Annotated in this window: 20 protein-coding genes, 1 tRNA gene and 1 riboswitch; of the genes, 14 read left to right on the top strand and 7 right to left on the bottom strand. The window is 40.4% G+C overall.

Annotated elements, in window-relative coordinates:
• Nucleotides 1-16: 16 nt before the first annotated feature.
• Nucleotides 17-1,438, bottom strand: a complete 1,422-nt coding sequence (gene asnS, locus E4O01_RS09660) for an asparagine--tRNA ligase (RefSeq protein WP_253692011.1) — start codon at nt 1,436-1,438, stop codon at nt 17-19.
• 119 nt (nt 1,439-1,557) lie between these two features.
• Between asnS and E4O01_RS09655 the strand changes: the two genes are divergently transcribed.
• From E4O01_RS09655 to E4O01_RS09620, 8 genes are all read left to right on the top strand, one after another.
• Nucleotides 1,558-2,514 carry a hypothetical protein gene (locus E4O01_RS09655; RefSeq protein WP_253692010.1) on the top strand — a complete coding sequence of 319 codons (957 nt, stop codon included), beginning with the start codon at nt 1,558-1,560 and terminating at the stop codon, nt 2,512-2,514.
• A 20-nt stretch (nt 2,515-2,534) separates the two neighbouring features.
• Nucleotides 2,535-4,307 carry a tRNA-dihydrouridine synthase gene (locus E4O01_RS09650; RefSeq protein ID WP_253692009.1) on the top strand — a complete coding sequence of 591 codons (1,773 nt, stop codon included), beginning with the start codon at nt 2,535-2,537 and terminating at the stop codon, nt 4,305-4,307.
• Nucleotides 4,308-4,489: 182 nt separating this feature from the next.
• Nucleotides 4,490-5,512, top strand: coding sequence for an ABC transporter permease subunit (locus E4O01_RS09645; protein ID WP_253719238.1), 1,023 nt, complete (start codon nt 4,490-4,492; stop codon nt 5,510-5,512).
• 1 nt (nt 5,513) lies between these two features.
• Entirely contained in the window at nt 5,514-7,010 is a 1,497-nt protein-coding gene (locus E4O01_RS09640; RefSeq protein ID WP_253692005.1) for an ABC transporter permease subunit, read from the top strand.
• A gap of 59 nt (nt 7,011-7,069) precedes the next feature.
• Complete coding sequence (locus tag E4O01_RS09635; RefSeq protein ID WP_253692004.1) at nt 7,070-9,025, top strand: ABC transporter substrate-binding protein; 1,956 nt, start codon at nt 7,070-7,072, stop codon at nt 9,023-9,025.
• A gap of 154 nt (nt 9,026-9,179) precedes the next feature.
• A complete protein-coding gene (locus E4O01_RS09630; RefSeq protein ID WP_253692002.1) occupies nt 9,180-10,169 on the top strand; it encodes an ABC transporter ATP-binding protein in 990 nt (329 codons plus the stop codon).
• Nucleotides 10,169-11,128 (top strand): ABC transporter ATP-binding protein, encoded by a 960-nt coding sequence (locus E4O01_RS09625; RefSeq protein ID WP_253692000.1) that lies wholly within the window; start codon nt 10,169-10,171, stop codon nt 11,126-11,128. The genes E4O01_RS09630 and E4O01_RS09625 overlap by 1 nt, the downstream gene beginning before the upstream one ends.
• A 96-nt stretch (nt 11,129-11,224) precedes the next feature.
• Nucleotides 11,225-13,096 (top strand): ABC transporter substrate-binding protein, encoded by a 1,872-nt coding sequence (locus tag E4O01_RS09620; RefSeq protein ID WP_253691998.1) that lies wholly within the window; start codon nt 11,225-11,227, stop codon nt 13,094-13,096.
• 75 nt (nt 13,097-13,171) lie between these two features.
• Here E4O01_RS09620 and rpmB read toward each other — a convergent pair whose 3' ends face one another.
• From rpmB to E4O01_RS09600, 4 genes are all read right to left on the bottom strand, one after another.
• The gene (rpmB, locus tag E4O01_RS09615; RefSeq protein WP_002677448.1) at nt 13,172-13,363 is read right to left on the bottom strand and encodes a 50S ribosomal protein L28; all 192 of its coding nucleotides are present in this window, start codon (nt 13,361-13,363) and stop codon (nt 13,172-13,174) included.
• Between the two features lie 57 nt (nt 13,364-13,420).
• Nucleotides 13,421-13,493 (bottom strand) — tRNA-Asn (locus tag E4O01_RS09610).
• 71 nt (nt 13,494-13,564) lie between these two features.
• Nucleotides 13,565-14,221, bottom strand: a complete 657-nt coding sequence (locus E4O01_RS09605) for a 5-formyltetrahydrofolate cyclo-ligase (RefSeq protein ID WP_253691996.1) — start codon at nt 14,219-14,221, stop codon at nt 13,565-13,567.
• A 10-nt stretch (nt 14,222-14,231) separates the two neighbouring features.
• On the bottom strand, nt 14,232-15,665 hold the full coding sequence (locus tag E4O01_RS09600; protein ID WP_253691994.1) for a tetratricopeptide repeat protein: 1,434 nt from the start codon (nt 15,663-15,665) through the stop codon (nt 14,232-14,234).
• A gap of 55 nt (nt 15,666-15,720) precedes the next feature.
• Between E4O01_RS09600 and E4O01_RS09595 the strand changes: the two genes are divergently transcribed.
• Together E4O01_RS09595 and E4O01_RS09590 are read left to right on the top strand one after the other, a co-directional pair.
• Nucleotides 15,721-17,676: a hypothetical protein gene (locus E4O01_RS09595; protein ID WP_253691992.1), complete on the top strand. Its 1,956-nt coding sequence runs from the start codon at nt 15,721-15,723 to the stop codon at nt 17,674-17,676.
• A gap of 117 nt (nt 17,677-17,793) precedes the next feature.
• The gene (locus tag E4O01_RS09590) at nt 17,794-19,227 is read left to right on the top strand and encodes an MGH1-like glycoside hydrolase domain-containing protein (RefSeq protein ID WP_253691990.1); all 1,434 of its coding nucleotides are present in this window, start codon (nt 17,794-17,796) and stop codon (nt 19,225-19,227) included.
• Here the strand turns inward: E4O01_RS09590 and E4O01_RS09585 are convergent.
• Nucleotides 19,224-20,465: a Glu/Leu/Phe/Val family dehydrogenase gene (locus tag E4O01_RS09585; protein ID WP_253691989.1), complete on the bottom strand. Its 1,242-nt coding sequence runs from the start codon at nt 20,463-20,465 to the stop codon at nt 19,224-19,226. The two genes, E4O01_RS09590 and E4O01_RS09585, sit on opposite strands and share 4 nt — an antisense overlap.
• A gap of 408 nt (nt 20,466-20,873) precedes the next feature.
• Nucleotides 20,874-21,064, bottom strand: a riboswitch (cobalamin riboswitch).
• Nucleotides 21,065-21,172: 108 nt separating this feature from the next.
• Between E4O01_RS09585 and E4O01_RS09580 the strand changes: the two genes are divergently transcribed.
• The 3 genes from E4O01_RS09580 to E4O01_RS09570 are packed head-to-tail and all read left to right on the top strand — an operon-like array spanning nt 21,173 to nt 23,660.
• Nucleotides 21,173-22,009 carry a formate/nitrite transporter family protein gene (locus E4O01_RS09580; RefSeq protein ID WP_253691987.1) on the top strand — a complete coding sequence of 279 codons (837 nt, stop codon included), beginning with the start codon at nt 21,173-21,175 and terminating at the stop codon, nt 22,007-22,009.
• 56 nt (nt 22,010-22,065) lie between these two features.
• Nucleotides 22,066-22,944 (top strand): NAD(P)-dependent oxidoreductase, encoded by an 879-nt coding sequence (locus E4O01_RS09575; RefSeq protein WP_253691985.1) that lies wholly within the window; start codon nt 22,066-22,068, stop codon nt 22,942-22,944.
• An 11-nt stretch (nt 22,945-22,955) separates the two neighbouring features.
• On the top strand, nt 22,956-23,660 hold the full coding sequence (locus E4O01_RS09570) for an orotate phosphoribosyltransferase (RefSeq protein ID WP_253691983.1): 705 nt from the start codon (nt 22,956-22,958) through the stop codon (nt 23,658-23,660).
• 65 nt (nt 23,661-23,725) lie between these two features.
• Here the strand turns inward: E4O01_RS09570 and E4O01_RS09565 are convergent, their stop codons facing one another.
• A complete protein-coding gene (locus E4O01_RS09565) occupies nt 23,726-24,586 on the bottom strand; it encodes a flagellin N-terminal helical domain-containing protein (RefSeq protein WP_253695208.1) in 861 nt (286 codons plus the stop codon).
• 464 nt (nt 24,587-25,050) lie between these two features.
• On the opposite strand from E4O01_RS09565, the gene flgF reads away from it, so the two are divergent.
• The gene (gene flgF / locus E4O01_RS09560; RefSeq protein WP_253691981.1) at nt 25,051-25,863 is read left to right on the top strand and encodes a flagellar basal-body rod protein FlgF; all 813 of its coding nucleotides are present in this window, start codon (nt 25,051-25,053) and stop codon (nt 25,861-25,863) included.
• Nucleotides 25,864-25,868 lie beyond the last annotated feature (5 nt).

Here is a 25,868-nt window from a genome sequence, read left to right as displayed (position 1 = left end):
AATTTAAGATAAGGGCTTAAAACTCTGCCAATTTCGGCGCTCTGGGGAAGGGGATAACGTCCCTTATGTTTCCCATACCCGTAACATAGAGGAGAAGCCTTTCAAAGCCGAGGCCGAACCCCGAATGGGGAACGGTTCCGTATCGTCGGAGATCAAGGTACCACCAATAGTCTTCTTCCCTTAATCCTAATTCTCTAATTCTGCCTTGCAAAATATCGAGGTTTTCTTCCCTTTCGGAGCCTCCTATGATTTCGCCCAAGCCCGGAACAAGGACATCCATCGCCCGCACCGTTTTACCGTCTTCGTTTAACTTCATATAAAAGGACTTAATCTCCTTGGGATAGTTAGTAACTATTACGGGGCCCTTATAAACTTCCTCTGTCAAAAACCTCTCGTGTTCGCTCTGTAAATCGCAGCCCCAGTAGGGCTTAAACTCAAAGCGGTCAGCATGCTTTTCAAGTTCGGCTATAGCTTCGGTATAGGTAAGACGGGTGAAAGGCGTGTTTACGACATTTTTAAGCATTTCGATAAGTCCCTTTTTAATTCTCGAATCAAAAAATTCCAAATCTTCCCTGCACTTTTCCAAGGCCCATTTTAAAAGGTAGACGATGAAGTCTTCCGCCAACTCCATGTTCTCTTTTATTGTAAAGAAGGACATTTCGGGCTCTACCATCCAGAACTCTGCAAGGTGGCGGCTCGTGTTCGAGTTTTCTGCCCTAAAGGTCGGGCCGAATGTGTAAATGCGCGAAAGGGCCGTCGCATAGGTTTCCCCCTCCAACTGTCCCGAAACGGTCAGGTTGGTCTGCTTGCCGAAAAAGTCTTGAGAATAATCTATTTTAAAGGAATCGGGATCCTTTTTCTCTTTTAGAGCTTTTTTTACCGTTTCTTCTATATCGAAGGTGGTAACATGAAACATCTCGCCCGCACCCTCGCAATCCGAACCCGTAATAATAGGCGTATGCACATATTGAAAACCTCTTTCCTGAAAAAAGGTGTGAATTGCATAGGCCATTTGGCTCCTCATTCGGGCGACTGCCCCGAAGGTATTTGTGCGTGCCCTTAGATGAGCTATGTCCCGCAAAAATTCCATGGTATGACGCTTTTTTTGTAAAGGATATTTTTCCTGATCGGCATCACCGAAGATATGGATATTATTAGCCTGAAGCTCAACACTCTGTCCCTCAGCCGGGGAAGGCACAAGATTACCTGAAACCTTCACCGAAACTCCGGTACCGGCTTTCTTTAAGAGAGCTTGGGTATTATTATCGAGTCCGGTATCCCTGTCAAATGTTGCCTGAATGGAGGCAAAACAAGAGCCGTCATTGATCTCGATAAAAGTCAAATTCTTGGTTTCCCGCTTTGTGCGAACCCAGCCGTAAACATCAATTGCTTGGCCTTTTGGTTCTGAGGTTAAAATATCTTTAATTAAATGTATCATAATAGAGTATATTATATGGTAAATTACGATTCTGTCAAGCAATAAAAGAGTTTATAAAATATCTTGACCCGATACTTGCTATATGATAAAATTAATCAAATAAAATAGGAGTTGCCTTTATGAAAAAACTTTTTATCGGTATCGCTTTGTTCTCGTTTTTCTTTTTGCCTTTGACAGCCCATGAAGAGGACCATAAACCCGGATCTTCAGAACAAAGTAAAAAGAAAATTGCCTATACTACAACCATAAATACTGTTGTTACATGGCCGCCTCAGGCTTTGGCAGGTGTAACACAAAGTTTTAAAGTTCCTCTCATGCAGTTTGATAATCCTTTGACCAAGGATAACAATATTAATTTTAAAGTCGGAGCGGAATTGAGCCCGATAAGTTTTGAGGGGAAATTCGGCATTGTGTGGACTCCGATTGCCTTTTTAGAGCTCTATACTGAGTCCCGTATTGGGTCGGGGTGGAGTATTAAAAATCTGCATGGAATTGCCTTAAACGAACATAATGCCGGTAAATCAAAATATATTCCGCTTAATTTTGCTAAGGCCATATATTCTTTTTCTTTCGGCGGTGCTTTTCAGTTCGATATTGGAGCTGTCATTCCGAATGACTGGACGCATGTAATCTTCCGCACGGACCAATATGCGCTTTACAGGGCTATGAGCGGAGTGAAGTCCGATACTTCATGGGTATTTCAAGCCGATTCCGGGACAAATCGTAACGGCTGGAAATATATGAGTTCCTACATAGCAGGATACAAAATGCCCATATTTTTGGACTTGATTGCAATGAAAATTGATGTAGAAAAAAAACTTTTTAATTCTCCCAAAGGGTTCAATAATAAAAAATGGGGTGAAGACCTGTTTTTAACTACTTTCGGCCCGATTATTAATTTTAACATTAAAAAAGACTATAATATAATGCTTTTAGCTCAATGGTATACTTATCCTGTATATAAAAATGAAGCCAAGGATGATTTCTATCAAATGAAGGTTCTCGATACCGATAAAAAAACTCAAGTCAAGTTTTATCAGGTCGGTATTGTTTTTTATATGAATATCCATCGATAGAAAATTAAGAGGGAGGGGCCATGAAAAAAGCGGAAATAATACAAAAAATTAAAAATGCCGGTGCAGCGGCAAGAGAAGGAAGATCTGAGCCTCTGCTTGCGACCGTTTCGGGAGTTCTTTCTACGAAGCCTAATTTAATAAAATATTGTGCAGACGAATTAGGCTTCGCTCTTGTTACCACAAAGAGCTTTCAAGTGCTGCCCAATCCGGGAAACAGGGAGCCAATCCTTTGTGAGCCCGAATTGGGATGCTTCGGCAATTCCGTAGGTTTACGCAATTGCGGAATGGAACAAGCCGTAAAAGAGCTTAAAGAACTCCGCTCCTCGTGGAATACTAACGCAATTTTAAATGTTTCTCTTTCGGCCTCAAATCCTGACGATTTTATCAAGCTTGTAAAGGGTTTTGAAGAATTAGCCGACACCTTTGAGCTTAATTTTTCTTGTCCCCATGCTGCAAAAGGCTTCGGCGCCTCTATAGGCTGCGACCCTGAGATTGCTTGCGAATACGTAAGGGCAATAAAAAAGGCTCTGCCGGATTGTACTGTTCCTATCTTTGTAAAATTAACCCCCAATGTCGACGATATAGGAGCTATAGCTTCCGCCGTAATCGAAGCAGGTGCAGACGGCATAACCGCAATCAACACCCTAGGCCCCAAAGTTTACATTGAGCCCCATTCGGGAAAGCCTATCCTGCAAAATAAACTGGGAGGAAAGGGCGGAATGAGCGGCTCATGGGTATTTCCGAGGGCACTCGAGTGTATCGGGCAAATTCGGAAGGCCGTCGGAGAAGAAATTCCCATAATCGGAATGGGCGGTGTTATGACGGGAGCTCAGGCTGCCGAGCTTGTCAAGGCCGGGGCCGACATAATAGGCGTAGGCTCTGCCTGCGGTATGCTTGAACAGGACGATTTAAAACCTTTTTTTAAAAACCTTGCCTCGGATGCTCTAAACTGCATACGTGGTAAAGAAACCGATAAAACTTCCGCACTTTTGCGCAAAAACAAGGCCTTAGAATACGAAGCTAAAACCATCGTAAAAATCGAAAAAGAAAGTGAAGATATCAACATCATTACCCTAAACGGAAAATGTAAATTCGAAGCAGGCCAGTTTGTCTTTTTATGGATTCCCGGAGCCGGAGAAAAACCCTTTTCCCTTGCGGAAGCCGATCCTATAAGCCTTATCATAAAAAAACGCGGCCCCTTTACCGAGGCTCTTTTTGAGCTGAAAGAGGGAGATACAATCTATATGCGGGGCCTTTACGGCAAGGGAATAAAACCTCCCAAAACCGAAAATGCCCTTTTAATTGCGGGAGGAACGGGGATTGCAGTCCTTCCGGCTCTTGCAAAACGCTTAAAAAAGCAGGGAGCAAGAGTTTCTACCTATGTAGGAACCTCTGCAGAAAGTCAAAAGAAAACGCCCAACGGAATCGAAAAGATTCTTATCGAGTGCGGTTCATATAAAAAGATAGCCGATAAGGGGGTAGCCGGCAGAGTTTTAAACGGGTTTCAAAAAGACCTTATCGAAGAAAATACCGGTCTTCCCCTCCGCTCTAAAACGGAAAATATCTCAAACCCGGAATTCTTTGCGGCTTATTTGGTAGGGCCCATGATCTTTATGAGGCGCGCTTCAGAAATTCTTTTAAAATTGGGAGTGCGTAAATCTCAAATTTTTATGTCCTTAGAGATGAATACCATGTGCGGAGTGGGAATTTGCGGAGAATGTTCTTGCGGAAACATATTAACTTGCAAAAAAGGTACATTTCTTACCCTAGACCAAGTTGACAGTTTTAACTAAAATGTGTACAATGCACAGTCGCTTCATAGGAAGGGTTTAAACTCTATAAACGTTTTCTTATGGTATTTTGCGGCAGAGTATGATTTATATGTGCTTCTTTTCCATCTGTCAGTTTCCGTGATTTAACGTTGGGTAATAGCATATATACATTATAGCATTTTGGTTTTTTTTGGAGCTTATAAATGAATAACTATTTCGTACGAAGATTGCTGTTGATTATCCCGACATTTGTGGGTATAACTTTGGTAGTCTTTGCAGTAACCAGATTTGTTCCCGGCGGCCCCGTTGAAAGGGCAATTATGCAGAGGATGATGGCAAATGAGAATAAAGATACTGCTGCCAGCAAGCAGGATTCTCAACCTTTAAATGAAGAAGCCATGGCTGCACTGGCAGCTTTTTACGGCTTTGATAAGCCCTGGCCTATAGCTTATGTTGAATGGGCCGGAAATTTGCTTCGGGGAGATTTAGGCCGTTCCACTAAATATAATGATCCTGTCTTTGAGATGATAGTGAGCCGATTTCCCATATCCTTGCGCTTCGGAATAACTTCCGTTGTCTTGATTTATGCGATATGTATTCCTTTGGGAATAAAAAAAGCTTTAAAACACAGAGGTGCATTTGATAACGTAACGTCAATTATTATATTTGTCGGTTTTGCTCTTCCAAGTTATATCGTTGCTATAATCTTATTACAGATATTTGCATTTACGTTACCATGGTTCCCTTCAGGCGGAGCCTTTTCGCGAAATTACATGGATATGAACTTTTTCCAAAAAATTGCAGATAATGTATGGCATATGTTCTTGCCCATGATAGCCTATACAATAGGGTCTTTCGCAGTTACAACCATGTACATGAAAAATAACCTTATGGAAAACATGGCTGCGGATTATATAAAGACGGCTGTTGCAAAAGGAAGAACTTTTAAAGATGCCATGTGGAAACATGCATTTAGAAACAGTATCATCCCTATCGCTGCAGGTTTGGGCGGCTTAATTACGGTATTCTTTTCAGGTTCATTTCTTATCGAAAAAATATTCAATATAAACGGTATAGGTCTTTTAGGTTTTAGGGCAATTGTTGACAGAGATTACCCCATTGTTTTGGGTTCTCTTGTAATGACTGCTTTATTAAGTTTGCTTGGAAATATTCTTAGCGATCTTATACTTTCACTGATTGATCCTCGAATAAGGTTAGGAGAATAGTATGGCAGAGCAAAATACTACAAATGAAAATCTTTTTTTAAGTAAAGTCAAAGAATATTGGGGTTCTTTTAGAAATAAATTCAGAATTGACCCCTTGATGAAAAAACGTCTTGACCGTTTTGCAGAGATAAAAAAAGCAAAATTCTCCTTTGTTCTTATCGGAGTTCTTTTTCTTTTATCTCTTATTGCAGAATTGTTTGTTTCAAACAGGCCTTTGGCTATGTACGTTGACGGAAAATTGTATTTCCCCACTTACGGTAAAGTGCTTTTGGCTGACGATTTTAACTTTAGAGTCGGTGATGAGCTTGAAGTTAATTACCGCGAATTTAAAAAACACATTAAAGAACAAAAACGCGGCTGGGTATTAATGCCTTTTGTTCCGTATAATCCTTTTGAAACCGATTCTGCTTCGGTTCCTTTAGCTTTAACCTTTCGCGGTGCTCCTATTATGGGAATTTCAGTATCGCCGAAAGACGCTCTTCCCATGGATAATCCCACAGACTATATTTGGATTCCTTTAAGCGATATAAACGGCATTAAGACCGGCGACAAACAATATGTTTGGATAAAATTTGCAGATTCTGCAGATTCAAAACAGCCGATGTCGGACTTTTTCTCAAATTCCAAAAACTGGATAGGCGTAGCTGCAAATAAATCTACGGCTTTCGAATCTGTGAATCCTGCCGATTATGTATGGCACAAGATAGGCTCAAACGATAACAGAATAGATATCGGCGGAGATCAAATTCTTACGGTAAGATTTGCAAAGGGCGATAAGGGGCAAATGTTCCATCCCCTCCCGCCGTCATTTAAGACAGGCCATATTTTGGGAACCGACAGAATCGGGCGTGATATTTTTGCCCGTCTTGTCTACGGATTTAGAATTGCAATGTCCTATGCTCTTCTTGTTGCTGCAGTAACTTATTTTATCGGTACAATTATCGGTATAGCGATGGGATACTTCGGCGGAACCTTTGATATCATTTTCCAAAGAGTTATCGAAATATGGGAACGTGTTCCGTATCTGTATATGATTATGATTTTGGCATCAATATTTAAGCCTACTTTTACCATGTTCGTTCTAATCAACATTGCTTTTAACTGGACGGGTAAAACATGGAGTATGAGGGCTATGTCATATCGGGAGCGTGAACGCGATTATATTTTAGCAGCCCGATCTATGGGAGCCAGCACTTGGAGAATAATTACTGTACACATATTGCCCAACGTAATCGTTTTGATAGTAACTTCTTTACCCTTTGTTATTTCGGGCGGTATAAGCTCGCTGACGGCTCTTGATTATCTGGGATATGGGTTACAGCCGCCTACACCGAGCTGGGGTGAACTTTTGAGCATCGGTACATCAACCTATGCTGAAGCTCCGTGGATTTTATCGTCGGTAGTTACATGCTTTGTGTTGGTTTTAGTAATGATTACCTTCATAGGTGAAGGTTTGCGGGATGCTTTTGACCCGCGCAGATTTACGGTATATAAGTAGCCTTTTAGGTTAATTATATAAAAAAACTAAGAATAAATTCTTTATTAGGAGGGAATTTTATGACATTATTGAAGAAATTAACTATGTTACTTCTTTTGTCGTCGGCAGCTTTGATGCTTATTCTTTCTTGCAATGGAGCAAATCAGAGTGCCGGTATGAAGGGCAGCGGAGCCGTCGCCATGGCTGAAGCAAGCATGGCTGAAGAAACGGCCGCCGGTTTACCCGATTTTAATTCACCGCCCGTTGAGGACAAGAATCTCAAAGTGGAGGGAATGCCCGAGGAAGTAGTTTGGATAACAAGTTATCCGAAAGACTTATCGTCAAAAAACACAAAGAAGGGAGGTACATTTCATACATACACTGATGAGTACCCCACAACTTTCAGGTACACAGGTCCCGAATCAAATTTAGCTACAAGAGATCTTATGTGGCCCCATGTCGGTTTCGTTGGAGAAAATAATGAAACCCAAGAGATTACACCCCTTGCTGCTACACACTGGGCTTTCGGTGCAGACAATCAAACAGTTTATTACAAGCTCAATGAAAACATGAAGTGGTCGGATGGCGTTCCTTGTACGGCAGATGACTGGGTTTTTGCTTGGGAAGTAATGTGTTCACCCAACTTAAATGACCCTTGGTATAACGACTACTACAGCAAACTCGAAGTTAAAAAGATTAACGACTATTGTGTTTCGGTTAAATATTTGGAATCGGACAAATTGGAAAAAATCATTCTTATCGGTCAAACCGATTTTAAACCCCGGCCCAAACATTTCTTCAATGGCGAATTAAAAAAAGATTGGTACATTGAATATAACTGGAAGATTGAACCTACAAACGGATCTTACATCGTAAAAGAATCCGAATGTATTCAAGGCGAAATGATTGTTGTTGAAAAGGTTGCCGACTGGTGGGGACATTCTTATCCTCATTTAAAAAACCAAGCTAATATTCAAAAAATTGAATACAAGGTTATTACAGGCGGATTGGACATTATTGAAAACTATTTCTGGAACGGCGAAATCGATATGTTAAATATGAATTTCCCTCATGTTTGGAGAAGAGGTGCTACAAATGATAATGTTACCAAAGGTTATGTAGACCGCTGGGTATGTAATTATTTGCCTACTTCAAGTATGTCCGGGATGTTCTTTAACACAAAATATCCGTTGTTCAGCAATAAAAAAGTTCGACAAGCTATGTACTATGCTATCGATATTCAGGGAATGATCGACCAGGCCCTGTACGGCGACTATAAGAGAATGCATAATATGTGTAACGGTCAGGTAGCTTACGGAACCGATTTTAATGATCACACAATCCGAAAGCCTGATTTTAATCCTGAAACTGCACGCAAAATGTTGGCAGAAGCCGGTTATTCTCAAGTTGGAAGCGATGGTATCTTAAAAAATGCAAAGGGTGAAAGACTCTCATTTGAGCTCCTTTACGGTTTTGCAGGCCATACAGAACGCTTGTCTGTTCTTAAGGAACAGGCTAAAAAAGCCGGAGTTGAAATTGAACTTAAGCTTATGGAAAGCGGTGCTTTTAACGCATTTATAAATAAAAAACATCAAGCTTATTGGGGCGGTTATGCTCCCAGAACATGGCCTTCACCCTGGCAGTTCTTTGGTAAAGCCAATGCCGATAAAGTAAGTACAAATAATACATTCGGCTGGTGGAGCCCTGAGATGGAAAAACTTTTGGATGTTGACCGCAGCGGACCTACTCTTGCAGAAAAGGCAGAAAATAACAGAAAGATTGAACAAATCGTTCATGATGAAGCCTTAATTGTTCCCGGTACCTACATCGACTTCTATCGATGTGCTACATGGAAGTGGGTAAAACTTCCTTGGTGGGGTAACAGAAAATTCAATATAACCGATGATTATTTTAAATACACCGGTTATATGTGGATTGACGAAGACATAAAAGAAGAAGTTATGAAAGCAAAGGCCGAAGGAAAAACCTTTGAACCCAGAGTTTGGACTCCTTCTACCCGTTATGTCGGAGAATAAAATAAAGCCTAACCGTTAAGTAAAAACTTTGTTTTTATACGGTTAAAAAAAGCAGCACTTCAGACGGTAAAACCGCTTGAAGTGCTGCAGTTTACTTTTTAAGAAATTTTAAGGCGACGGCTTTACGGCCTTGTCTGTTTTGGAGTTGTAATATATGAGTGGAGAAGACCTTCTTGTCATTGAAAACCTTTCCGTAGCGTTTAAAAGCGGGCAAGGTGAGCCTATGGAGGTAATAGACAAAGTTTCGCTTAAACTTGAACGCGGAAAAACGCTTTCTCTTGTTGGGGAATCAGGTTGCGGAAAAAGTGTAACCGCTTCTTCGGTTATGCGCATTTTGCCTCAGCCGTACGGGATTGTTACTAATGGAAAAATACTTTTTGAAGGACAAAATATCTTAGATCTGCCTATTGATGAAATGTACAAAAAACGCGGTGCAGAAATTGCAATGATCTTTCAAGAACCCATGACGGCTTTAAACCCTGTGCACGTTGTTGAAAAGCAAATTGGAGAAGTTTTTGAACTTCATCGTTCTGATATTCAAAAGGACGAAAGAAAAAAATACGCATTAGAAGTTTTAAAAGATGTAGAAATGCCGTCAGCTGAACAGCGTTTAAAAAACTATCCGTTCCAACTTTCAGGAGGAATGAGACAGCGTGTTATGATAGCCATGGCTCTTGCCGGGCATCCTAAACTGCTTATTGCAGATGAACCTACCACAGCTTTGGACGTTACCGTTCAAGCTCAGATTTTGGCTTTGATAAAAGCTTTACAAGAAAAAAATAATATGAGCGTTCTGTACATCACGCATGATATGGGTGTTGTTGCAGAAGTTAGTGATACTGTTGCGGTTATGTATGCGGGACAAATTGTTGAAACCGCCGATGTCAATACTATTTTTAAAAACCCGCGTCATCCTTACACAAGAGGATTAATAGCGTCTATGCCCAAGATGGACTCCGAGCCTAAGACGCATTTACCATATATCAGGGGTGCAGTACCTTCTCCGAGGGCCTATCCTGCCACCTGCCGTTTTGCAGAACGATGCTCTTATGCAACCGATTACTGCCGATCAAATACTCCTCAGCTTGAGGAATTTGAGCCCGGACACTTTATCAGATGCTTTAGGGCAAAGGAGTTAGACTAATGGCTGAAAGACAACCTATTTTTGAAGCAGTTGATTTAGTTCAAGAATTTTCTCAAGGAAAATATACTAAAAATGTTGTTCATGCTCTAAACGGCGTAAATATTAAAGTATATCAAGGTGAAACGCTCGGTCTTGTAGGCGAGACCGGCTGCGGCAAGAGTACCCTTTGCCGTGCCATGATGCGCCTTTACAAACCTACGTCCGGGAAAGTTCTTTATAAGGGCCGCAGTATCGAAAGTTTGCCTGAAAGAAAATTGCGGGATGTTAGACGAAACGTTCAAATGATCTTCCAAGACCCTGCCGATTCCATGAACTCCCGAATGAACGTAGGATATATTATCGAAGAACCCCTTCTCATTCAAACTAAAATGTCTCCGAACGAAAGAAAAGATAAAGTAATGGGACTTTTAAAATATGTAGGTCTTCCCGAAGATGCCTATTACCGATATCCTCACGAATTTTCAGGCGGACAGCGTCAGCGTATTGCTATTGCCCGAGCTCTCGTTTTGGATCCTGAGGTAGTAGTATGTGATGAGCCTGTAAGTGCTCTTGACGTTTCGGTTCAGTCACAGGTATTAAACCTTTTATTGGACATGCAAAAAGAAAGAAATTTAACCCTTTTGTTCATCTCTCATGGTTTGAACGTTGTTAAGCACATGTCCGACAGGGTTGCAGTTATGTATCTGGGGTCTATCATGGAGATGGCTCCCTCTGTAGATATATATAAAGAGCCTTTGCATCCTTATACTCAGGCCTTGATAGCTGCTATCCCCGATACAGACCCTGATAACCGCCGCAGAAGAATTCCTTTTACGGGTGAAATACCTTCACCGATTAATCTTCCTACCGGCTGTCCGTTCCATTTAAACTGCTCTAAAAAGATCGATAAGTGTTCGGTCGAAAAACCTGTTTTAAGAGAAGTTGCAGATGGACACATGTGTGCCTGTCACTTAGTTTAAGTCTTTTATAAAGGTGCCTTCTACGGCACCTTTAATCTTAGGTAGTAAAATTTGAAAATCAACCGTTTTTTATTTTGTATACTATGCGTCTTTGTTTTGATTTCATGCCGTCCGCAGGAAATTTCTTATCTTGATCAGCCTGCTTCCGATGCGTATGATGCGCTATTGAAAGAAGAAATGCAAAACATTCCGGATTTTTCTGCTCCTCCTGTTCAGGTTGAAAATTTTAAAGCGGAAGGTACTCCTTCTCATTTAAAATGGTATACATCCTATCCAAAAGATCTTTCTTCTAAAGCCTTAAAAAAAGGCGGAATTTATTACGGATTTTTGGGAGACATACCGAACACCTTCCGCTACATGGGGCCGGGAGCCGATGAGCTTTGCGTAAAACTTTTTAACACTCAGATGCCTTTTTTGTGGACTTCATTTGAAACCTTTGAATTTATGCCGTGTTCGGCAGTTTGCTGGTCAGTAGATCTGCCTTCTAAAACCGTTTACTATAAGCTGAATGAAACCATGCTATGGTCTGACGGAGTTCCTTGTACGGCTGATGATTGGCTTTTTGCAAACGAATTCTGTAAATCAAAAAAAATAGTCGACCCCGTAAAAAACAGAAAACATAATAATCTTGAAGTAAAAAAAATAAACGATTTTTGTTTATCCGTTAAGTCTCTTGATAATCAGGTTTACACCGAAGAAGAACTTTTGGATATAACTAATTTTAAGCCCATAGCCTCACATTTTTATAACGGAACCGTTCCCGATGATTGGATAGCAAAATATAACCGCATTGCCGAGCCGACAACCGGGCCCTATATTTTGTCGGATTTTGATTATAATAATGGTCTTCATTTTACAAAAATAGAAAATTGGTGGGCTTCTTCTTATCCTCATTTTAAGGCTGTTGCTAATTTTGATGAGATTTTTTACAGAATAATTACCGGAGATAAACGGCCTGCTTTTACAAAATTTGCCAGAGGTTTATTCGATATAATTCATATAGATGATCAGGGAGAATGGGCTAAAGCTGAGGCTTCTGCAGATGTACAAAACGGTTTTATAAATCTGTGGCGAGGCTGTCATGTTCCTGTTCAAGGGCCGACGGGCTTGTTTTTTAATACTCAGGCTCCTCCTCTCGACAGTGAATTTGTACGAAAGGGACTTTACTACGCTATCGATATTGAAGGAATGATTGACGGCGTCTATGCAGATAAACAAGTAAGGCTTCACACAATCGGAACAGGACAGGCATGGGGAAATGCGGAATTTAATAATTTTGACATAAAAAAGCCTCCTTTTGATCCTATTAAAGCAAGGGCTTTATTTGCAAAAGCCGGCTATGATAAGATAAATCCTTCGGGGATTTTGGTAAATTCTGCAGGAAATGAATTGAGCTTTGTTATCTTATATGATGATCCTTTGTTGTATGAAGCTTTCGGTTTTTTGTATGCCAAGGCTTTGACTGCGGGTGTAAGGCTTGAGTTTAGATTGATGGGCGGAAAACTATTGGATAATGTTTCAAACAGGGACTATCAGGCTTGGTGGGGCACTCTTAATTCTTACCGCATACCCGATAATTACAGTCTTTTTCATTCTTCATTTGCCGAATCAAAAATTTTTAATAATTTTTTCGGTTATTCAAATCCTGAAATGGATGCTCTTTTAGAAAAGTATGAAAAAAATTCTTTAACCTATGCCGAAAAAGCCGCAGTAAACCGTGAGATTGAAAAAATAGCGCATGAAGCTGCCTTAATGATTCCTTCATTCTATAAAAATACAATCGATGTTATGGCATGGAAATGGATTTGTTTTCCGGCTTGGCTAAATATGAAGCATCAAAAATACCTTGATGATCCTATGTTCGGTTATATGTGGTTCGATGCAGAAATTGAAAACGAATGTATTCGTGCAAAAAATGAAGGCAAAATCCTTCAAATGAGGGTATATTCTTTAAGTGAAAGATATTAGATAGGATTAAAAAAAATCGAGCTCACCTTTCAGCGAACTCGAAATGTAAATAAAAAGGAGTAAATTAAGAAAAAACTAAACTTTTTTTGTAACGTAATCGCTTTTTAAGCATCTAGAACACATTTTAATGGTTAGAGTTCTACCGCCGATTTCTGTTTTTACATTTACAAGATTGGGCTTCCAAACTCTTTTTGTGTGAATTTTTGACTTACTTACCGAGTTACCTGACATTGAGCCTTTTCCGCAAATTTCACATACTCTTGACATATCGTACCTACCTTTAAAAAATCAGCTGACCTAAAAGGTCAGCCGTCATTCAAATAGCTCCCCCGCGCGGGTTCGAACCACGGACCCAGTGGTTAACAGCCACTTGCTCTGCCTACTGAGCTACAGGGGAATGCTTCCAATAGGAAGTTTTAGGATATTACACTATTTCTTATAAAATGTCAATAGAAAATAGGAATTTTTTTAGGTTTTTTCTTTTATAAAGATATCCGATTCGGTTATTACCGCATCTACAGAATAGTCGAATTCTCCCATGGGGATTTTATCCAAGATTTGTCCCGAAAAACAAAGTCCTGCAAGGCTTACGTCTTCTTTTTTAATGTTTTTGAAAAGTTTTTCAAAGAATCTGTCATAAAATCCGCCCCCTCGGCCCATCCTCTCTCCGTTTTTTGAAAAAGCCCTTCCGGGTACCAAAATTAAAAGGGGAAGCTCCAAAGGAGATTCGGCTTTTTCTTTTTCCGTTTGAGGAAAGAGGTTTAAGGCTTCTTTGGACGGCTCCATAATACCGAATGCCCCCGTTTCGACAGGTTCGATTTTTCCGTTTCTGAATATCATTTTTTTAAAGATCAAGTCCTTTCCCGAAACGAGGGGGAGGCCTATAGTTTTTTTATCCTTTGCAGCCTGCCTTAAAAGTCCGAGTGTAGGAAATTCCTCGCTTATTGGGTGATAAGCGAAGATTGTTTTAGCTTTGCCGTATTTTGGTATCTTGTTCAAAAAACTCTTGCAGTAATCTTCGGAATTTTGGAGATCTTCGGTTATTTGTATTATATTTTTGCCTGAGGTACTTTTAAAATAATCTTTTATTTGTTTTCGTACCTCAGCTTTTTCTTCTTTTAACATCTTTTTGAATCTATTTTCCCGATTTCGAGTTAAATTGATCCATGGCTTTTTTTGCAAAGCGGTATTCAAAAAATGCAGGATTTTCTATCGAAAGTACTTGAACATAGCATTTTTCTGCAAGCGCATCTTTTTTGTTTAAAGTATAGAATTCTCCAAGATAAAAAAACATTCTTCCTTTTTTTACAAGATCGGTTTCGATGGAGGCTCTATTTATAAGCTCGCTATCTCCGGTTAAATCTATAAACAGCCGACACAAAAAGTATTCGTTTTCTTTTTCAGTACGGTTGATTGTTTTTATATAGTTTTGCATGAATTTTTTTGCATCCGGTTTTTTGTTTTGTTTATATAAAGCCGTTGCATATAAAAGAGCATATTGATAAGAAGCAGGAGCCTTATTTAAAGCCTTTAAAAAGGCCGTGCCTGCATTTTCCCAATCTTCCTTTTCCCAAAATAAGATGCCTGCTCCTTCCAATGCAAAATAATATGGCGGATAAAGGTTGCACACCTTTATGTAGTCATTAAGGGCTTCTTCCTTATATCCCAGCTCATCGTTTATTCCGGCTCTGTAGATGTAGGCTATGTAGGAATCCGGGGTTAGTTCTATGACCTTGCTGTAAGCTTTTTTTGCTTCTTCTTTTCGGCCTATTGTAAGATTGTAGGAGCCTAGGTCGTTCCAATGGCTGGGATTGTTCGGTTCAAGTTCTGCGGCCTTGTTTATGTCCTTTAGGGCTTGATACATTCTGTTTGTTTCCGATTTTATACGGGCAAGTTCCGCAAGGGCTGTTGTGTTATTGGGATCTTGTTCAAGAACTGCCGTCAAATTTTTTTCGGCTTGTTCAAGTTTATTTTCAAGATAGTTTATTCTGCCCAAGCCTATTAGGGCATCCGTACATTTAGGATCTGCCTTATAGGCATCTATGAATTTTCTTCTTGCATCATTATATCTTTTAGCGGAATAAAAATCCAAGCCTTGTTCTGTCAGGGCTTGCGCATTTTTCGGGTTTATTGCCAATATTTTTTTCAAATATTGCTCTTTCTTTTTGAAGTCATTTCTTGATTGAGCCAACATGGCTTGAGCATAAAGGATGTCGGTATTATTGGGATGAGTCTTCGCAAGCTCTTCGGCAAAACTTTCCGCTTCCTTTGTTTTTCTCATCGAAATGAGTATGGAAAGTTTTATATGCTGTATTTTAAAATCCTTGGTTAGTTCCGGATCGGATTCATCTATCAGTTTTAAAATACCTTCAAAATCCTGTTTGTTTAAAAGTTTTGTAAGCTTATCCTTAAATTCTTCCCGCGGCGTTTTTTTTGCTTTTTTTACGGTTTTTTTAGGTTTTTCGATTACGGGTTCTTCAGCCGTTTTTTTGGATGTTGTACACGAAAAAAACAGCGGAAAAACAATTAAAAAGCTAAAACAGATAAAAATTTGCCTGGTTATTTTCATAATAACTCCTTATAAGTATTGCAATTATTCTTTACTTTATATAAACTATAACATTATGAAGCACAAATCAAGTAGGATAATTGCATTAACTATATTGTATATACTAATTATTTTCGGCATTTTTGTAATTCAGTTTACTATTGGAAAGACTTTTTATTATACAATAGGAGCCATGAGCGTTTCGGGAAGGGACGAGCTTGACGAGGGCGGAAACAGAACGCCGCTTTTGCCCCTTCATATTGTTTCAAACGGTTTGGATTTTTATATTACCGATCAAACTCCCGTTATTGCAAAAACAGCCAATAATGAAGATATTGCTTTAAAGGTTTTGGAATATAAAAAAACGGAAGATTCTTTCGGTGTTGTTTGTTCTAACAGTGTTTCAATAGATTTTACCTCGTATACTTCAGAAACCGCCGACACCGTAAAAATTTCGGTTTCGATGCCTTCCGATATCGAGACAGTGTATTTTCCGTGGAAACTCACTCAATCGGCTCGTCTTGAAAGGCAGGATGATCAGATATTTTTAAGGTACGGAAAGAACCGTTTTGTTTTTAGAGGAGGTTATGGGTTTGGAAATTCCGACGACACTTCGGAACAGCCTCATCTTGTGCTTTCCGGTGCAAAGAAAACGGCCTTTTATGAAACCTATATTCAATCCCAAAGTTTGGATTTTGATTCTATCCCGCGTATTCACATTGCAAGTGAAGAAGAGTACGATAAAACCAAAAAATTATTTAGAGAGAAAGCCTTGGATTATTTTTCGAATGTAATTTCTGCAAGGAATTATAATGAAGAGCTTTTGACCGCATATATAGCCGAACGGGCTTTTAAAGGCGAATATTCAAAAGCCCTTGCTTATGCTCCGGCTTCTCTTTTGCCTAAAGAAAAAAGAACTTATATATCAAGTCCCTTTTATGATAATCTTGCTCAAAACGAAAAGAGCCTCGCTGCATACCAAAGAAGAATGTTATCGGATATCGGCTCTGCCGCAGCAAAATCCGATATTTCCGTTTTTTCAAACGAAGGCCTTATTCCTTTTTTAATAAATAATTCAAGAGCAAATTTGATTCCTGCATTGGAGAAAATAGCTGCCAATACAAATCAGGATGCCTTAAACTCCTTTTTTGCTGCAGGTTTGTTGGAAGCTGCAATGGATTATGCCGTTTATTTTCCGAATAAACAAAATCTCTTCATGGAAAATTCCGAAAAATATGAAGCCGTATTAAAATCGTCTTTGTTTTCGATTGATGACGGTTTATATATTTCTTCGGATTCAAAGACTATCGATACCGAAAAAACATTGCAGACAGCCGCAATTTTAATGCGTTACGGAAGTTCATATCCCGAAAAATCATCGTGGAAGGCTGTAGGCCGAGCTCTTTATTCCTCTATCTTTTTACTTGGAGGAGGCTCACCCAGTTTACCGGCCGTCTTTGATATTCAGGGAGATAAGGCAAAAAAATTGGGGCTTATGGCAAACGATACCCTAATCCTACATGCAGAAAAACTTTATCCGGCCGCCGTTCGGGATAACCCGAACTATCCTCATGCAGAGTCATTGGCTTTAAAAGCAGAGCCCGGCATTTGGGCTTGGACATCCGCAAGGGCTGTAAATGTTTTAAAAAATGATTCAAAAATATTCAGTTTTAGAATTTCCGCTAAAACCGGCGACAGCCACCACCTTATTATAAGAGGTGTAAGACCTTTTTACAGGATTCAGATTCACGGAATCGATTTTAGATCGGATCCCAGATTTGAGATTTATAATTCGTCCGGCTATGTTTATGATGAAAGAACTAGAACCCTTTTATTAAAACTAAAGCATAAAAAGGACGATGAAGATGTTATTCTCTTTTTAGGACGTCCGCCTCAGCCGGCTCCGGTGCCCGTTACACCTTCCGTTCAAGGGGAGGCCGCAGCTGCCGAAAGCGGCGAAGGTTCAGTTAATGCGGAAAATGCTTCTTCCGATACGGGTGATGAGGGTTTGTCCGGATCAGGTAACGAATAAGACTGATAGACTATCTCCACTTTAAAAGTTTTTTTATAAATATTGTTAAAAAACTACCCTTTTTTGCAAAAATATGGTATACTATATATTGTCTTGCAAAAAAAATAAGGAGTTAAGGTGAATAAAAGAGATTTTCCGCGTGTTCATTTTTACGATCAAGATTTCGTGGATATTTATGATAGAACATGGACTTTGGTGCATGATTTTTGGCATTCAATAGGAGATGGTAAACAGGCTACCGATGGTTTTTTTATTTATCCCGAGCCGGACGGTAATTTTTTGAACCAATATGAAACAATATTTTCCTCTTTCTTTTTTGTTTATTCCAATAAGAATTATACGCCGAATTCTGCCCTTGACTTTTTTTATGAGCGGCAGGAAGAAAACGGAGCTATACGTAATAGATATAATTTCGATACCAAGGAACCTGTTTTAAAAAGAGACAATCCTGAAGGATTGGGAATGCCCTTATTTGCCTGGGCCGAATACAATATTTATCATAAAACAGGAAACAAAAAGCGGGTAAAAGATATTATGCCTGTTTTGATTAAGTATATGGACTGGATTGAGAAGATGTTTAAGGCCGATAACGGCTTGTACAAAAGTCCTCTCGAAACGGTTAACATGCCCAATGCGCCCCGAAAAGAATCGTTTTTTTTGACGGATTTTAATTCGGCTCTTGCAGTCAATGCTCTTTATATGTCAGCTTTGGGGGATATACTAAACGATAAAGAAATAGACTTTCAGTATAAGAGGATGTATTTTACGATAAAAACCAGAATCAACTCCATGATGTGGAATGAAGAAGACGGTTTTTATTATGACCTTGATTCTGAAGGCAATCAAATAAAGAAAAAGACCATTGCCGGCTTTTGGCCAATGCTTGCAGAAATTCCCAATGAGGATAAGGCGGCTCTTTTGGTGGATCATCTATCTAATCCGAAAACCTTCGGTGTGGATCATCCTTTTCCAAGCCTTGCTGCCGATGAGCCTGAATATGATGAGACGGGTAACGGCGCATGCGGCAGTGTATTTCCTATTTTGAATTTTGTGGTCGTAAAGGGCCTTGAAAAATACAACCGCTGGGAGATAGCGCGGGAATGTGTTATAAGACACCTTTACTATGTGCTTGAAACCCTTTCGCCTGCAGGAAATTCCAAAAAACAGGGTTTTTTGTGGGAGGCCTATTCTCCCGTAAAAGAGGGTCCTGCTCAATGGAAGGGAAAACCGGCCTTTCCGCGTAAACAATATCTGTTGGGGGTAGGGCTTTCTACAATCAGCTTGATGATCGAAAACGTTATCGGGCTTTCGATAAGTCTTCCGCGTAAGACTGTAAACTGGACTGTTCCTAATCTTGAAGTAATGGGTATAGAAAACTTAAGCCTTAAGCGGAACTTGATTACCATTCTTTCTTCTAAGAGCCAAAGAGGCTGGGAAATACACATGGAAAGCGAAAAGCTTTATTATTTTACCATAAATATCCTAAACGAAAAGAAAAAGACCCTGCCTATTCCGTCGGGTAAGTGTTCAATGCTGATAGATAAGCTTTAAATTATATTTAAGGCCTTTTGGGTTTCTACAAGTTCCTTTAAGGCCTTAATATAGGCTGCCTTTCTTAAGCTTACTTTATAAGTTTCTTTTACATCCCATACCAGTCTAAAAGCTTCAATCATTTTGTTTTCCAGCCGGTTGTTCACTTCTTCTTCGGTCCAGTAAAGCCCTTGCAGGTTTTGCACCCATTCAAAGTATGATACAATTACCCCTCCCGCGTTGGCAAGAACATCGGGGACGCAGATAATATTCTTTTTTTCGAGAATTTCATCGGCTTCCGGAGTTACAGGGCCGTTTGCGGCTTCAATTATTATATAGGCCTTAATATTGCGAGCATTTTTTTCGCTTATCTGATTTTCGAGGGCTGCCGGAACCAAAATATCGGCTTTAAGTTCTAAAAGTTCTTCATTGGTTATTCTTTTAAAATCGCCTTCAAAAGAATCAAGCCTTTTTCCTTCCTTTTTGTGTTTTAAAAGTTTAGGAATGTCTAAGCCTTTTTCGCTGGAGACAGCTCCGCTTACATCGCTTACTGCGATTACCTTGGCTCCGTCTTTATAAAAAAGATCTGCTGTAACTCCGCCGACATTTCCAAGACCTTGAATGACTACACTTTGGTCTTTTAAGTTTTTATTAAGTTTTTTTAAAATTTCCCTTGCTGCAAAAAGAACTCCTCGGCCTGTGGCTTCTACTCTTCCTTTCGAGCCGCCGAGAGGAAGAGGTTTTCCTGTAACGACTGCGGGGGTGAACTCCCCTGCATAGCTGCTGTAGGTATCGACTATCCAAGACATAATTTTTGCATTTGTTCCCACATCCGGGGCCGGTATATCTTTTTTGGGGCCTATAAAAGCCGCAATGCGATTTGTGTAGCCCCTTGTCAGTTTTTCAAGTTCCGGTTCGGAAAGATTTGAAGGGTTTACGCAGATGCCTCCCTTACCGCCTCCGTAGGGAATGTCGGCGACGGCACATTTAAAGGTCATCCATGCGGCAAGAGAGCGCACTTCATCAATATTTACATCTTGATGAAATCTTATTCCTCCCTTTGCAGGGCCGCGTAGTGTAGAATGTTGAACCCTGTAGCCGTTGAATACTTTTATACTCCCGTTATCCATTTTTACCGGAATCGAAACATGTATTTCTCTTTCGGGGTTTAAAAGAGATATATAATCGTTCTCGGTAAGACCGGCTGTTTTTGCGGCTTCCTTTATTGTGTTCAAAAGTTTTTGGTATGTGCCCGCCATAAATATTCTCCCATAAAAACTTTTTGCAGTAAATATCAGAGCCTTACGGCTCTGTTCTGCAAGGAAATTTTTCATCGTATCCGCTAAAGCGGATAGCGAATCAATTTGCGAAAAAAGTTTATTAGGAATTATACATTAAAAGCCTTGTTTGTGAAAGTTATTTAGGTGGAAAAGTTTGAATTTCAGCTAAAAAAAGAAAACGATTTCGGTCCGCAAAGGGTTCCGATTTCCTCAAAATGTACACCCAAGGGTATCAATCGGATGTACTCAAGGCTAAAACGAAGAAAAACTTGACAAAATCTTCACTAAGAGCCTAAGGAGCAATAGAGGAAACAAATATGATTAACACGATAAATTTTGCTGCAACTCTTGAGTCCAAGCAGAGTGCTGCACGGGTAAAACTTACATCTTACCCTCATAGTCATTGGCAGGTCTTACGGCTCGGAGGTCATCATTGATTTTCGCCTTCCCGGAATAATACCAGTGGCATGCTTGAAAAACAACTCTCTCACTTACGTCAGCCGGACTGCTCAGGATTCACACCTGATTCCCTTTTCACCACTTTATTAAAAAAAGGCACCAAGACCGAAATCGTAATTTAGAGTAAGTCTATACTTTTACAAAAAAGATGTCAAGACACTAAAATTGGTATTGATAATTGAAAAATAAGCTGTTCTATGATATAATCGGCTTATGGAGGGGAGTGTATGTCTGAAAAAATGTATTGTGATCCGGCTGAGATCTTGGAAGTTACTGTGCAAAAGGGTATTGCAAAGGCTTCAACCCCTGTGTGGAAGCTGCTTTGCTTAGGTTTTTTGGCAGGTGTTTTTATTGCCTTTGCTTCGGAAGGCTCTAATATGGCAGCCTTCGGACTCTTTGCCAAGCCTGAAACTTACGGCCTTGGTAAATTTGTTGCAGGCCTTATCTTTCCTGTGGGGCTTATGCTTGTCCTCCTTGCAGGGGCTGAACTTTTTACAGGGAATAACTTGATAATTGCCGGCGTTTTAGAAAAAAGGGTAAAACTTTCTGCGATGCTGAAAAACTGGCTTGCAGTTTATATCGGGAATTTTATCGGCTCTGTTTTTCTTGCCTTTTTAATCGTAAAGAGCGGACAGCTTTCAAGCGGCGGAAGCCTTTTGGGAGGGATTACAATAAAAATCGCTTACGGGAAGGTTTCTCTTTCGTTTGCTCAGGCTGTTTTTTTAGGCATTATGTGTAACTGGCTGGTTTGTCTTGCCGTCTGGCTTTGTTATGGGGCTAAGGATATGACAGGAAAACTGCTTGCCTCTTTTTTTCCGATTTGGCTTTTTATAACTTCGGGTTTTGAGCACAGTGTTGCAAACATGTACTATATTCCCGCCGGGATTTTATCGAAAAACGTGCCGGCCTATGTTTCTGCATCAGGACTTTCAGCTGAGGCTATTGCGAGTTTAAATTGGCTTAATTTTTTTGTAAAGAATTTAATACCCGTTACTCTAGGAAACATAATAGGCGGAGCCTTTTTTGTCGGAACTTTTTATTGGATTTGCTATAAGAAAAAATAGATTTGATAAATCGGAAGTTGCAGCTTCCTGCAAAAATTTTTTATATAAGGAGAATTATGAAAGTAGAAAATTGTGATGTAGGCTTTATAGGCCTCGGTGTTATGGGAAAAAGCATGGCCGAACGATTAAGATCGGCCGGAGCTAAGATGCACGTTTTTACGCGCACAAAAAAATCTGCCGAAGAGATTCTTTCAAAGGGTGCACTTTGGTATGATGACCCGGCAAGTCTTGCGCCGAATTGTAAAATTATCTTTACCATTGTCGGCTATCCGCAAGATGTTGAACAAACATATTTCGGAGAAAAGGGTTTATTAAACACTGCAAAGCCCGGAACAATCTTTGTAGATATGACAACTTCAAGTCCGATCTTGGCAAAAAAGATTTACGATGAGGCAAAGAAAAAAGAATGTTTTTCCGTTGATGCTCCCGTTTCGGGCGGAGACATAGGGGCTAAAAACGGAACCCTTTCGATTATGGCCGGAGGGGATGAATCTGCCTTTAAAGAGCTGGATCCTTTCTTTGCCTGTATGGGAAAAACTTGGGCATTGCAGGGCAGTGCCGGGGCAGGGCAGCACACCAAGATGGCAAACCAAATAGCCGTAGCCGCAAACCTTTTCGGTGCGGTCGAAGCCGTCTGCTATGCAGAAGCCGCAGGCCTTGATCCTCAAAAAATGCTTTCGGCTATCGGAGGCGGAGCTGCCGGAAGCTGGCAGATTTTAAACAACGGGCCTAAGATGCTTCAAAAGGACTTTGCTCCCGGCTTTTACATTAAACACTTTTTAAAGGATTTAAACATAACCTTAAATGTTGCAAAAGAACTCAAACTTCACATTCCCGTTTTGGAACTTGCACAAAATTTCTTTAACAAGATGAATGAAGAAGGCTATGCCGAAAAAGGAACGCAGGCAATTTACGAATACTATAAGACCATTTAAAGGAAAATTTTATGCACAAAGATGAACAAAAAATTAAAGAGGTTCAAACAAAATACGGGTCCCTTCTTGCTAAAACGGCATTTGAGTTAGGAGCCCTAAAACTTTCGCCTAATGACCCTTTTACTTGGGCTTCAGGATACAGGATGCCCATTTATAACGACAACCGCCGCTTTTTGGCCAAGCCTGAAATGCGCCGCGCTATAGCCGAAGCCTTTGCAGAACTCTTAAAAGCTGTTGACTTTGATCCCGAATGGCTTGCAGGAACTGCTACTGCCGGCATCCCTCATTCCGTAAGCTTAGGCGACATCTTACAAAAAAGCGTTTCCTATGTGCGCTCAGGCGGAAAAGATCACGGTTTAAAAAATCAAATCGAGGGCTTGGGTGCCGATCCCGATTATAAGGGTGCCGGAGTCCTTGTGGTCGAAGATTTAATTTCGACAGGGGGAAGCTCCATAAAGGCCGTTGAGGCTGTGCGCAATGCAAACGGAAAGGTTCCCTTTTGTTTTGCCATCTTTTCTTACGGATTTGCAGAAGCCGAAAAAGCCTTTGCCGGGCTGAATCCTCCTTGTATTCCGGTTACTATTTTAAACTACGATATTATGCTGGATGAGGCCGTAAAGCAAAACTATATAAGCGAAGAGAATAAAAAGAGCTTGGCCGAGTGGAGGCTTGATCCCTTCGGTTGGGGCGAAAAGCACGGCTTCCCAAAGGCCTAAAAATGACAGACAAATAAAAAAGCGGTTCTTTTTCAGAACCGCTTTTCCGTCAAACTGTTTACAGCTTACCTTAACAAGGTCATGACACTTTGAGTTGCCTGATTTGCCTGTGCAAGCATTGCTGTACCGGACTGTGTGAGAATCTGGTTTTTGGTATAATCTACCATCTCCTTAGCCATGTCTACGTCACGGATTCGTGATTCGGAGGCTTGGAGGTTTTCTGCTGCGATATTGATACCTACAACAGTGAGCTCAAGTCTGTTCTGGTATGCACCAAGGTCAGCTCTTTGTTTGTTGATTTTCTTGATGGCTTCATCAAGGGTACCGATAGCGCGGTTGGCTTTTTCGGGTGTCTCGATAGTCATAATCGTTTCATCTCCGATATTGCGAACGCCGAGAGCCTTAGCTGTCATTGTTCCAATGTAAGCCCTTGTTCTCTGATCCATGTTGGCACCGATGTGGAACCACATAGAAGCAGTAACGGTGTTTTCTCCGGTTTCTCGAGCAAATCTTCCGGTAAGCATATTCATACCGTTGAACTGTGCATGGCTTGCAATTCGGTCTACTTCAGCGATGAGCTGAGATACTTCAACCTGAATGTACAAGCGGTCTTCTGCCGAGTAAATACCGTTGGAAGACTGAACGCTGAGTTCGCGGATTCTCTGAATAACATCTGTGGTTTCCTGAAGGAAAGCTTCTGCAACTTGAATAAACGAAATGCCGTTTTGTGCGTTGGCACTTGCTTGGTTCAAACCGCGAATCTGGCTTCTCATTTTTTCGGATACTGCCAAACCGGATGCATCATCGCCCGCTCGGTTAATACGTAAACCTGAAGAAAGTTTTTCTATGTTTTTTTGGTTCATTAAATTGGTGTGACCCAATGTCCTCTGTGAAAACATAGCGCTCATGTTGTGATTAATGATCATATTCCTACTCCTTTGGTGATTTTCGGCAATTATTAATTCCCGCGGCATCCCTGCCGATATGTCATTTCCGGATCCTCTGTCATTCCGCAGAAGACGGAAGCACATTAAAATTTAAGCTGTGCTTAGTTCATTTATCGGAGAACTAAAAAAAGACTTAAGAAAAAAGTTGTGATTTTTTTAAATAAATATTTTCTAAAAGAAAATTTCAATATGCCGAAAATCATACAAGAGGTATGATGAACAGTTCGGCAGAAATTCGGCCTCACTGTTCATCTACGAGTTTTGTGCTTTGCACAAAACATCGTGATATTGTATGTAGTTTTGCATAGCAAAACTACTTGAAAAAACTTTTTTCAGGATTTTATTCGCTATCCGCTTTAGCGGATACGATAAAAAAGTTCCTTACAGAACATAGCCGTAAGGCTATGATAATCCTTGCAAAAAGTTTTTATAGAGGTGGTTATATGGTAAGAGGTTGGTATACTGCGGCGAGCGGAATGCTTGCACAGCAGCGTCAGTTGGATGTTATTTCAAATAATTTGGCTAATTTGGATACAACCAGTTTTAAAAGAGATGTTTCAGTTCAAAAGTCTTTTCCCGAATTGCTTTTAAGAAGGCTGAACGATGACGGAGTTATAAAGAATCCTTTCGGTTCGACCGACATAGCTCCTATTATAGGAAAACTTGGGCTCGGTGTTGAAACCAACGAGATTTTTACCGAGTTTGAACAAGGTTCTTTAAAACAGACAAGTTCTCCGGCTGATTTGGCCTTGGAAGGGCAGGGCTTTTTTGCCGTTGAAACACCTTACGGCGAAAAGTATACCCGCAACGGAAACTTCATGGTCGGTGTTGAAGGCTATCTTATGACCAAGGAAGGCTATCCGGTTATTGGAGAAAACGGACGCATCTTTTTACAGGACATGGAATATAAGATTAACCAAGACGGACAAATCCATGTACGCCCCATTACCGAACCCGAAAGCGATTCAGTTTATTTGGACCGCTTAAAAATAGTTGAATTTGAAAATGACAGATATTTGAGCAAAAACGGATCAAGCTTTTATTTGGACACGCCTCTTTCCGGTAAGGCTATTGCCGCCGAAGGACCGGCCCGTCCCGTTGTGGTTCAGGGCTTTATCGAGGCTTCCAATGTAAATGTAGTAAACGAAATGGTTAGGATGATAGAAGTGAACAGGGCCTACGAGGCCAATCAAAAATCCATTCAGGCCGAAGATACGATGATGGCCAAGTTGTGGAACGAAGCAGTTAAAAGATAGATAGG

The sequence above is a fragment of the Treponema sp. OMZ 790 genome (genome assembly GCF_024181285.1).
Lineage (GTDB): Bacteria > Spirochaetota > Spirochaetia > Treponematales > Treponemataceae > Treponema_B.
The sequence above is the reverse complement of the archived record's forward strand: the minus strand, read 5'-3'. Positions and strand labels throughout refer to the sequence as shown.

What these genes read in the sequence shown, in the direction of transcription:
- asnS (WP_253692011.1), bottom strand. Translation starts at nt 1,438, where the DNA reads ATGATACATTTAATTAAAGATATTTTAACCTCAGAACCAAAAGGCCAA.
- E4O01_RS09655 (WP_253692010.1), top strand. Translation starts at nt 1,558, where the DNA reads ATGAAAAAACTTTTTATCGGTATCGCTTTGTTCTCGTTTTTCTTTTTG.
- E4O01_RS09650 (WP_253692009.1), top strand. Translation starts at nt 2,535, where the DNA reads ATGAAAAAAGCGGAAATAATACAAAAAATTAAAAATGCCGGTGCAGCG.
- E4O01_RS09645 (WP_253719238.1), top strand. Translation starts at nt 4,490, where the DNA reads ATGAATAACTATTTCGTACGAAGATTGCTGTTGATTATCCCGACATTT.
- E4O01_RS09640 (WP_253692005.1), top strand. Translation starts at nt 5,514, where the DNA reads ATGGCAGAGCAAAATACTACAAATGAAAATCTTTTTTTAAGTAAAGTC.
- E4O01_RS09635 (WP_253692004.1), top strand. Translation starts at nt 7,070, where the DNA reads ATGACATTATTGAAGAAATTAACTATGTTACTTCTTTTGTCGTCGGCA.
- E4O01_RS09630 (WP_253692002.1), top strand. Translation starts at nt 9,180, where the DNA reads ATGAGTGGAGAAGACCTTCTTGTCATTGAAAACCTTTCCGTAGCGTTT.
- E4O01_RS09625 (WP_253692000.1), top strand. Translation starts at nt 10,169, where the DNA reads ATGGCTGAAAGACAACCTATTTTTGAAGCAGTTGATTTAGTTCAAGAA.
- rpmB (WP_002677448.1), bottom strand. Translation starts at nt 13,363, where the DNA reads ATGTCAAGAGTATGTGAAATTTGCGGAAAAGGCTCAATGTCAGGTAAC.
- E4O01_RS09605 (WP_253691996.1), bottom strand. Translation starts at nt 14,221, where the DNA reads ATGTTAAAAGAAGAAAAAGCTGAGGTACGAAAACAAATAAAAGATTAT.
- E4O01_RS09600 (WP_253691994.1), bottom strand. Translation starts at nt 15,665, where the DNA reads ATGAAAATAACCAGGCAAATTTTTATCTGTTTTAGCTTTTTAATTGTT.
- E4O01_RS09595 (WP_253691992.1), top strand. Translation starts at nt 15,721, where the DNA reads ATGAAGCACAAATCAAGTAGGATAATTGCATTAACTATATTGTATATA.
- E4O01_RS09585 (WP_253691989.1), bottom strand. Translation starts at nt 20,465, where the DNA reads ATGGCGGGCACATACCAAAAACTTTTGAACACAATAAAGGAAGCCGCA.
- E4O01_RS09580 (WP_253691987.1), top strand. Translation starts at nt 21,173, where the DNA reads ATGTCTGAAAAAATGTATTGTGATCCGGCTGAGATCTTGGAAGTTACT.
- E4O01_RS09575 (WP_253691985.1), top strand. Translation starts at nt 22,066, where the DNA reads ATGAAAGTAGAAAATTGTGATGTAGGCTTTATAGGCCTCGGTGTTATG.
- E4O01_RS09570 (WP_253691983.1), top strand. Translation starts at nt 22,956, where the DNA reads ATGCACAAAGATGAACAAAAAATTAAAGAGGTTCAAACAAAATACGGG.
- E4O01_RS09565 (WP_253695208.1), bottom strand. Translation starts at nt 24,586, where the DNA reads ATGATCATTAATCACAACATGAGCGCTATGTTTTCACAGAGGACATTG.
- flgF (WP_253691981.1), top strand. Translation starts at nt 25,051, where the DNA reads ATGGTAAGAGGTTGGTATACTGCGGCGAGCGGAATGCTTGCACAGCAG.